The sequence below is a fragment of the Streptomyces sp. NPDC057654 genome (genome assembly GCF_042800135.1).
GTDB lineage: Bacteria > Actinomycetota > Actinomycetes > Streptomycetales > Streptomycetaceae > Streptomyces.
Window position 1 is genome coordinate 1 of sequence record NZ_JBHVHQ010000295.1, and the last position, 9,175, is coordinate 9,175.

Genomic DNA, 9,175 nt, shown 5'->3' on the forward strand with positions numbered 1-9,175 from the left:
TCGGCGAGCCGGCCGCCGGCCGACGGCTCCGGAGCGATCAGATGATCGCCGACGCGTTTCTGAGAGGGGACGAGGACGGGTTCAGGCTGCTGTACGAGCGGTGGGCGGCGCTCGTCCACTCCGTCGCGTGCCGCGCGCTCGGCGACTCCTGCGAAGCCGAGGACGTCACCCAGCAGGTCTTCATCGCCGCCTGGCGCGACTGCCGTGGTTTCCGTCCCGAGCGCGGCACCGTCGGGGCCTGGCTGGTCGGCATCGCCCGGCACAAGATCGCGGACGCTCTCGCGGCACGGGCCCGGCGGGCCCGGCTCGCCGCCGCCGTGCAGGCGGATCTCGACGCGGACCGCCGACACCCCGACGGCCGTCTGGCGCAGCGGGCCGTGGACCGCGTCGTGACCCAGTACGAGCTCGACCGGCTGCCTCCCGCGCAGCGGAACGTGCTGCGGCTGGCCTTCTACTCGGATCTCGCGCAGACGCAGATCGCCGCGCACACCGGTCTGCCGCTCGGCACGGTCAAGAGCCATGTGCGCCGGGGGCTCCTCACGCTGCGGCGGCGCTTGGAGCAGAGCTCCCACCAGGCGTCCGGAGAGCCGGAGGCCCTGTCCGGCGCCGCGGACACCGCGGCGACACCCGAGAGGTCCGGGCGCCCGCGTCCACGGACCACCGGCGGCGGGACGAGATGCTGACCACAGGACCTGGCGCCCTGTCAGCTCCGCGCCCCTTCCTGTCCTCTGCTTCCCCTGCCCCCTCGACCCTGCCGCCCTTCGGCCTCTTGACTCGTTGCCCCTCTCCTCGACCCCACGGCCCGGAGCCAGATGTGAATACCGCCGACGTCCTTCGGACGGAAGCCGAGACGGTGCGTAGCGTCCCTGCCCCTGACGGGCTGCGTGCCGCGCTTGACGCGGTCCGTAGCGCCCCTGCCGGGTCCTGCGTCGTCCCTGACGGGGCCCGCGTCGCCTCCGGCGGATTCCGCTTCGTCCCTGACGGGGTCTGCGTCGCCTCCGAGGCGTTCTGCGTCGTCCCTGACCGATTCCGCGCCTCCTCCGGCAGGGCGCGAGTCTCCTCCGGCGGGTCTCGCGTCTCCTCCGGCAGGGCGTGCATCGCCTCCGATCGGCCCCGGCCCCGCGTCGTCGAACGGCGGGCCCGGTGAACCGGCGGAAGAAGACGGCCGGCGCGCCGGACGCGGTCATGGTCGGCGGCGGGGCCGCCGGGCTCAGCCTCGCCCACCGGCTCGCGGAGAGCGGTGCCGCCGTCACCGTCGTGGACGCCCCGGACGGTCCGCTCCGCCCGCCCGAGCGGACGTGGTGCTACTGGGAGCGGGACCCGGGGGACTTCGACGAGGCGGTGCACGCCTCCTGGCCACTGCTGCGGATTCACGCGGCGGACGGCGCCGAGGTCACCGTGGACCCCGCTCCGCTGCGCTACCGCATGCTCCGGTCCACGGCGTTCGAACGGCTGGTGCACGCCCGGGTGGCGCGTACGCCCAGCGGGCGGATCGTACGTGCCACAGTGGACGCGGTACGCGCCGCGGCCGACGGGCCGGAGGTCCACTGCACCGGCCCCGACGGCCGTACGTTCACCCTGTCCGCCCGGTACGTATTCGACTCGCGTCCGCTGCCCGCCCTGCCGCCCGCGCGGACACAGCTCCTCCAGCACTTCCGCGGCTGGTTCGTGCGCACCGACTCGGACCGTTTCGACCCGGCGGTCGCCGATCTCATGGACTTCCGGGTGCCGCAGCCGCGACACGGGCTCGCCTTCGGCTACGCACTGCCCCTGGCACCGGACCGGGCGCTCGTGGAGTACACGGAGTTCTCCCGGGCCCTCCTGGACACGGAGCGGTACGACGCGGCTCTGACCGCGTACAGCCGGGACGTCCTACGACTCGGCACGTTCACCGTCGAGTCGGCCGAGCAGGGGGTCATTCCGATGACGGACGCGCGCTTCGAACGCCGCGTCGGGCCCGGTCACTTCCGGATCGGCACGGCGGGCGGCGCCACCCGTCCGGCGACCGGCTACACCTTCGCCGCCCTCCAGCGGCAGAGCCGGGCCGTCGCCGCCGGCCTGCGCGACGGCCGGGTCCACGTACCGTCGCCGCACGGGGCACGGGCCCGCGCCATGGACGCGGTGCTGCTGCGGGCCCTGGACACCGGACGCGTGGACGGCCCCGGCTTCTTCACCGACCTGTTCCGCCGGGTCCCGCCGGAGCGCCTGCTGCGGTTCCTCGACGGCGATACGACGCCGTGGGAGGAGTGGGGCATCGGACTGCGCACCCCGATCGGGCCCATGCTCAGGACGGCCGTGGAACTCCCCTTCCTGCCCCGCCGCCGCCACCCCGTTCCGCGCATGGGCGAGAGCCGCCGTCGTACGAGCGAGAACGACCGTCGTACGGGAGAAAGTCACCACCGCATGGGAGAGAACCACCGATGACACCGCCGCGCTTCCCGCGTCCGACCGCCGAGGGCGCCGCGGCGTCCGGAGCGGCCCGAAGAGGTCCGGCGGGCCCCCGCGACCGTGCCGCGCGGCGGGGCCGCGACCGCAGGGCCGAGCGGCTGGCCCCCGCCCCCGGACGGGACCGCTTCGAGCGCGCGGACGCTCCCGGGGTCGCTGTGGTCGGCGGCGGCATCGCCGGGCTGGCGGCGGCCACGCTGCTCGCCGAACGCGGCGCGCGCGTGACCCTCTACGAACGGCAGGACGCGCTCGGCGGCCGTCTGGCGGGTGGGCGCACCCGCCTCGCCGACGGCTCCGAGGCCACCATGAGCCGCGGCTTCCACGCCTTCTTCCGCCAGTACTACAACCTGCGCGGCCTGTTGCGGAGGACCGACCCGGGACTCGACCGGCTGCGGCCGCTGCCCGATTACCCCCTGCGCCACAGCAGCGGACTGACCGACAGCTTCGCCCGTGTGCCGCGGACGCCGCCGCTGAGCGCGCTCGGATTCGTCGCGCTCAGCCCCACCTTCGGCTGGCGCGACCTCGCCGCCATGGACGCCCGGGCCGCGCTGCCCCTGCTCGGAGTCCGGGTACCGGATGTCTACGAACGGTTCGACACCGTCAGCGCGACCGGCTTCCTGGAGCGCGTCCGGTTCCCCGAAGCCGCCCACCATCTCGCGTTCGAGGTGTTCTCCCGCAGCTTCTTCGCCGACCCGCGTGAACTCTCCGCCGCGGAACTGCTGCTGATGTTCCACATCTACTTCCTCGGCTCCTCGGAGGGCCTCCTCTTCGACGTGCCCACGGAGCCGTTCCCCCAGGCGCTCTGGGAGCCGCTCGGCGACTACCTCCGGAAACTGGGAGTCACCCTGCGCACCGGCATGCCCGTCCGCGGTCTGGAGGCGCGCGGCGGTCCCGGCGGCGGTGGTCCCGATGACGGCGGTGGCGGCGTGCTGCTGCTGACCGACGCCGGAGAACAACTCCACGACGCGGCGGTGCTCGCCCTCGACCCGGGCGCCCTGCGCGCCCTCGTCGCCGCCTCGCCCGGACTGGGCGCCCCCGCCTGGCGGGCGGACATCGCCGCGCTGCGCACCGCGCCGCCCTTCCTCGTCTCGCGGCTCTGGCTGGACCGGCCCGTACGCGCCGACCGCCCCGGATTCCTCGGCACCAGCGGCTACGACGGGCTCGACAACATCAGCGTCCTGAACCGCTACGAGGGCGAGGCGGCCCGCTGGGCGGCCCGGACCGGCGGTTCGGTGGTGGAACTGCACGCCTACGCGGCCGACGGCGCACCGGGACGCGTGCAGAACCGCCTCATCGAGAGCCTGCACCGGGTCTACCCCGAGACGCGGGGCGCGAGGATCGTGGACGCCCGGCACGAGTGGCGCTCGGACTGCCCGCTCTTCCCGGTCGGCACGTACAGGCGCCGGCCCCCGGTGCGTACGCCCCACCCCCGGGTGACGCTCGCGGGCGACGCCATCCGTTGCGACCTGCCGGTGGCCCTCATGGAACGCGCGGCCACCACGGGGTTCCTGGCCGCGAACGCCCTCCTCGCCGACTGGGGCGTCCGGGGGCAGATGCTCTGGACGGTGCCCCGGGCAGGGCGATCGCCTGTGCTGCGGGCACTGGCGGCATGGGCGCACCGCTGACCACCGGGCGTACTGCTGACCACCGGGCCCACTGCTGACCACCGGGCCCACTGCTGATCAGCGGGGACGAGCCCGGACCCGCGCCGTTGTCGTTCATCCCGCGGGGCGGCCCGTCTCATCCCGCAGGGCGGCCCGCCCGGCTCACCCTGGGAAGCGGCCCGCCCGGCGCAGGGCCCAGCGGCGTTCGGCGTAGGCGAGGTCATCGTGCCAGAGACGGCCGACTGTTCGGCGCATGAGCGGGCGCAGCACGGGCGCCGCGGCCCGCGCCACGGCGAACCCCCTGCGGCCGGAGGCCGCGACGATCGCCTCCGTCACCGCCGTCCTCGGCGCCGCGTCGCCCGCGCGGGTCAGCGGGGTGGCGTGCGTCTCCACCACGGACGTCGCGCCCTCCCCCTCGGTGATGCGCATGACGACCGTACGGGGCCCCGGGGCGGTGAATTCCGCGCGGACCGGCACCACCAGGCGGTCCGTCACCCTGAAGGAGACATCGACGGCGAACACGTCGGCTGCATCGCTCGCGTAGTTCCTGTAGCCCGCGCCGTTCCCGCCGTTCCCGCCGTCCCCGTCGTCCCCGAGCGGTGACCGGATCACCGTCAGGTCCAGGAACGAGTACGGGTGGAACCACGCACCGTGCCACGGGTCGAGGCGGTTGGCGACCACGTCCTGCGGTTCACACCGTCCCGCCGCCGTGAACACGACGTCCACCCCGGTGGCCGCCGCCGGCCGCACCGGCACCAAGGGGCGTTCGGACGGCTCCTCACCGCCGACCGCGTCGAGCCGCACCCACACCAGCACGCCGTCGTCGTGGACCGGGTACGGGGCCCAGCCGGCGAACGGCGCGCCGTTCAGGGCCAGTCCGTGCCAGTGGCACACCAGCGTGCCGCACACCACCCGGCTGTCACGCAACGGCGCCCCCAGATGCGGGCAGACGCCCGGTCCCGCGCGCAGTTCCCCGGCGTCCGAGCGCCACAGCACCACCTCGACACCGCCCACCGTCCTGCCGTAGGGGCCGCCCCCGGCGCGTACGCCCCGGGAGGAGCCGACGACGAACCAGTTGCCGGACGGGCGCGCCGAGGCCCGTTCGAGCGCGTCGGCGATCACCGCCGGGCGGGCCTCCCGCCAGGTCGGCGGCTGCGCCGCCCAGTCGGACCGGCGGCGCCACCGCCACGGCGGCGTCCAGCCGCCCCTGCCCGCCCGCCCGCTCACCGGCCGGCCCCGTCCGTTCCGAGGGCGGCACCGTCTGTCCCCAGGGCGGCACGGTCCGTCCCCGGGGCGGCTCCACTGCCGCCGACCACCGCCGGGGCGGTACGCGCGCGCCTGCGCGCGTCCGCGACGCGTACGAGCCCCACGGCCGCCGTGGCGGCGCGGCGGGTGCGGGAGACCACCGCGCGGTGGTGCAGCACTGCGTAGTCCTGATCCGCGATCGTGTCGAGAATGCCCCGGTAGAGGGTGAAAGCGGTGCGGACGCACGGGCGCGTCCTCGGGTCGAGCATGGCGATGCCCGGCTCGGCCGTCCGGTACACGGCCCTCGTCACGACCTCGGCGGCGGCCAGCGCCTCCCGGATGCGCGGGTCGCGGCGGCCGGTGCGGCGGCTCCACTCCAGGAGCGTCCGGTCCACGCCGTGAGCGGCGAGGAGGTCGGCCGGCAGGTAGACGCGCCCCCGGTCCAGGTCCTCACCGGCATCCCGCAGGAAGTTCGTCAGCTGGAACGCCTCTCCGAGCGCCGCCGCGTGCGGCGCCGCCTCTTCTCTGGGCACGACCGTGCCGAGCACCGGCAGTATCTGCAACCCGATGACCGCGGCCGAGCCGTGCATGTAGGCCCGCAGGTCGGCGTAGGTCGGATAGTCGGTGACATGCAGGTCGCTGCGCATCGAGACGAGGAAGTCGGCGAAGTGCGCGTGGTCGATGCCGTAGCGCCGGGCCGTGTCGGCGACGGCCCGTACGACGGGATGCGCGCCGCGGCCCGTGCGCAGACCCCGTTCCATGTCGTCCTCCAGCGACCGCAGGCGCCGGTCACGCTCCTGCGGTCCGCATGGCAGGTCCGGAGCGTCGACGATGTCGTCGGCCCAGCGGGCGAATCCGTAGAGGGCGTGCACCGCCGCCCGGCGCTCCACGGGCAGGAGCCGGGTGGCCAGGAAGTAGGTCCGGCCGTGCCGGGCGTTGAGCTGCCTGCACCGGGTGTAGTCGGCGCGCAGGGCCGGCCCGGTGATCCCGGCGGCGTCCAGTTCCCGGCCGGTCATGGGCGGCCGTCCACGGCCGGGGTGGTGGTGCGGGGCGTGTGCGGCGCCCGGCGGGTACGCGGCACGCGCGCCGCGCCGGTGATGCGCGAGGCGGCGAGCTTGCCGCTGATGAGGACCGTCGGCACCCCCACCCCGGGGGTCGTTCCGCACCCGGCGAGCACGGCGTTCTCCAAGTGCCCCACCAGGTTCCGCGGCCGGAAGGGACCGGTCTGGGCGAACGTGTGGGATACCGAGAAGGGGCTGCCGGCCGCGTGCCCCTGCGCCGTCCAGTCCAGCGGCGTCACCAGCAGCTCCTCGCGGACGCTCGCCGCGAAGCCGTTCAGTCCGCGCCGCTCCAGCTCGGCGACGAGGCTGTCGCGGTAGCGGGGGCCGAGGTCCCTCCAAGCGGCGGCGGAGGGGCCCGCTTCGGTGTTCGGGCAGGGCGCCAGCACGTAGTGCAGGTGCCGGCCGGGCGGCGCGAGACCGGGGTCGTGCGTCGTCGGCCGGGTGATCAGCAGCGACGGGTCGCTCATCAGCCTTCCCGCGCGGGTGAGTTCGTCGAAGGTGCGCTCCCACGCCGCGCCGAAGGACAGGGTGTGGTGCGCGAGCCCCGGCCACGTACGGTCGCCGCCCGCGTGCAGGACGACGGCGGACGGCGCGTGACGCAGCCGCACGGGGCGCCGCGGAACGCGTCCCAGCAGCCGGTGCGCGGCAGGCAGTTCGCAGCTCAGGACCACCGCGTCGCACGGGACGCGCTCGCCCGAGGCCAGCCGTACGGCACGCACCCGGCCCGCCGACCGCTCCAGCTCCGTCACCTCGGCCGACCACCGGAACGCGGCGCCCGCGCCGGCCGCGGCGCGCGCCATCCCGCGCGGCAGGGCGTGCATCCCGCCCTCGGGGAACCAGACGCCGGCGACGGTGTCCATGTAGGCGATGACCGCGTAGGCGGCGAGGGCCCTGGCGGGAGCGACCCCGGCGTACAGCGACTGGAAGGAGAAGACCCGGCGCAGGCGCGGATCGTCGAGGAAGCGGCCGATGCGCCGGTCCAGCCGCCCGAAGCCGCCCAGGGCGGCCAGCCGGGCCAGGTCGGGGTGCAGCAGCTGGAAGGGGGAGTCGAAGTTCGTATCGATGAACCGCCCCATCTGCACCCGGTACAGCCGCCCGAGCCAGTCCCGCAACGCGCGGTACCCGGCCGCCTCGCCCGGCCCCGCGAACCGCCTGACCTCGGCCTCCATCGCCTCGCCGTCGGTGTGCACGTCGAGCGCGCTGCCGTCCGCGAAGCGGGCCCGGTAGGCCGGGTGCAGAGCGGTCAGCCCGACATGGCGCTCCAGGCTGTCGCCGACGGCGGCGAACGCCTCGTCGGCGAGGTGCGGCATGGTCAGCACGGTGGGGCCGGTGTCCAGCTCGTAGCCGCCCAGGCGCAGCCGGCCCGCCCGGCCGCCGGGCGCGACACCGCGCTCGACGACGGTCACCTCGCGCCCCGCCCCCAGCAGATGGAGGGCGCAGGCCAGCCCGGACAGCCCGGCGCCCACCACCACGACATGGTCCGTGGGCCCCGCTACCGTGCGCACGCCGCCGCCTCCTCCGCGCCGCGCGCCGACGCCGCATCACGCGCCTTCTCCGTACCGCGCGCCGAGGTGACGTCCGACGCGACGCCCGACGCCCGTTCGACCAGCGAGGCGAACTCCCGCCGTACGAACGGCTCCGCGCCGGCCCGGTCGAAATGGCGCAGCCCCGCGGCGGCCAGCTCGGCGATCTCCGACTCCACGGCGGCCCGCGCGCCGGTCCGCTCCAACGCCGCCCGCATCCGCCGCACACCGTCGTGCGACACGGCGCCCGGGCCCGGCGCCAGCGCCTCGACGGCCTCCGCGTCACCGCGGGCGTCGGCGAGCCCGCGGCCGACCGCCAGCAGATAGGTGAGTCTGCGCGTCCGCAGGTCGTCGTCGGCCGGCTTGCCGGTGAGCGCCGGGTCGCCGAACGTGCTCAGCAGATCGTCGCGGAGCTGGAAGGCGAGCCCGGCGGAGCGGCCCGCGGAGCGCAGCGCCTCCAGCGTGGCGTCGTCCGCACCGCCCAGGGCCGCGCCGAGCGCGAGCGGCCGTTCCACCGTGTACAGGGCGCTCTTGAGCGTGGCGATGGCCACCGCCTCGTCGAGGCCCGACGCGCCGGTGGCCTGGGCCCGGATGTCCCGGTACTGTCCGGCGACCATCTCGGCGCGCATGGCCTGCCACTCCCGGTGCAGCCGGATTCCGTACGGCGAACCGAGTGCCGTCTCGGTCAGCAGGTCGTCCGCCCAGGCCAGGGCGAGGTCACCGGCGAGCACCGCCGCCGCGGACGCGAACGCCTCGGGCGGCCCCGTCATACGGGCGTCCCGGTGCATGCGCGCGAACTCCACGTGCACCGCCGGTGCGCCCCGGCGCAGCGCCGACCCGTCCATCACGTCGTCGTGGATGAGCGCGCAGGTCTGTACGAGCTCCAGGGCCGCCCCCGTGCTCACCACCGCGGCGGGGTCGCCCGATCCGCCCGCGGCCCGCCAGCCGCACCACACGAACGCCGCGCGCAGCCGCTTCCCGCCGCGCCGCACGAGCGCCGACACGCGGCCCGCGACCTCCCGCGCGAGGACCGGATCGGTGTCGCGGGCCCGGCCGAGCACGTCGTCGGTGATCCGTCCGAGCGCCGCCTCGACGACTCCGGCGGCTTCGCGCGCTGTGAGCGGCCCGTCGACCGGCACGGCCGGTCCGGCCACCACGGGCCGCGGTCCCAGCATGACAACCCCTTATCGCTCGCGGTCGGCTGCACATCGGTTCTTCTGCCGAGAGCATTGGCCCGGATGCGGCGTCGGCGGTTCCGGGCGCACGCCGGACCGCCGACAGATCACGCGACCGGCCC

7 protein-coding genes are annotated in these 9,175 nt (G+C 75.6%); 3 read left to right on the forward strand and 4 right to left on the reverse strand.

Annotation, left to right across the window (positions count from 1 at the left end; all coding sequences use genetic code 11):
* The 3 genes from ACFU99_RS21670 to ACFU99_RS21680 form a co-directional block, all read left to right on the forward strand.
* The coding region (locus tag ACFU99_RS21670; protein WP_384394395.1) for an RNA polymerase sigma factor at positions 1–683 on the forward strand (683 nt) is incomplete at its 5' end.
* A gap of 502 nt (positions 684–1,185) precedes the next feature.
* Complete coding sequence (locus ACFU99_RS21675; RefSeq protein WP_384394407.1) at positions 1,186–2,424, forward strand: lycopene cyclase family protein; 1,239 nt, start codon at positions 1,186–1,188, stop codon at positions 2,422–2,424.
* Entirely contained in the window at positions 2,421–4,070 is a 1,650-nt protein-coding gene (locus ACFU99_RS21680) for an FAD-dependent oxidoreductase (protein WP_384394397.1), read from the forward strand. The genes ACFU99_RS21675 and ACFU99_RS21680 overlap by 4 nt, the downstream gene beginning before the upstream one ends.
* Positions 4,071–4,211: 141 nt before the next feature.
* Here ACFU99_RS21680 and ACFU99_RS21685 read toward each other — a convergent pair whose 3' ends face one another.
* The 4 genes from ACFU99_RS21685 to ACFU99_RS21700 are packed head-to-tail and all read right to left on the reverse strand — an operon-like array spanning position 4,212 to position 9,053.
* On the reverse strand, positions 4,212–5,276 hold the full coding sequence (locus ACFU99_RS21685) for a DUF5914 domain-containing protein (protein WP_384394399.1): 1,065 nt from the start codon (positions 5,274–5,276) through the stop codon (positions 4,212–4,214).
* Positions 5,273–6,310, reverse strand: a complete 1,038-nt coding sequence (locus ACFU99_RS21690; RefSeq protein WP_384394401.1) for a phytoene/squalene synthase family protein — start codon at positions 6,308–6,310, stop codon at positions 5,273–5,275. Before ACFU99_RS21690 ends, ACFU99_RS21685 begins: the two co-directional genes overlap by 4 nt.
* Positions 6,307–7,860: a phytoene desaturase family protein gene (gene crtI / locus ACFU99_RS21695; protein ID WP_384394403.1), complete on the reverse strand. Its 1,554-nt coding sequence runs from the start codon at positions 7,858–7,860 to the stop codon at positions 6,307–6,309. Before crtI ends, ACFU99_RS21690 begins: the two co-directional genes overlap by 4 nt.
* A complete protein-coding gene (locus ACFU99_RS21700) occupies positions 7,848–9,053 on the reverse strand; it encodes a polyprenyl synthetase family protein (RefSeq protein WP_384394405.1) in 1,206 nt (401 codons plus the stop codon). The genes crtI and ACFU99_RS21700 overlap by 13 nt, the downstream gene beginning before the upstream one ends.
* Between the last annotated feature and the right edge of the window lie 122 nt (positions 9,054–9,175).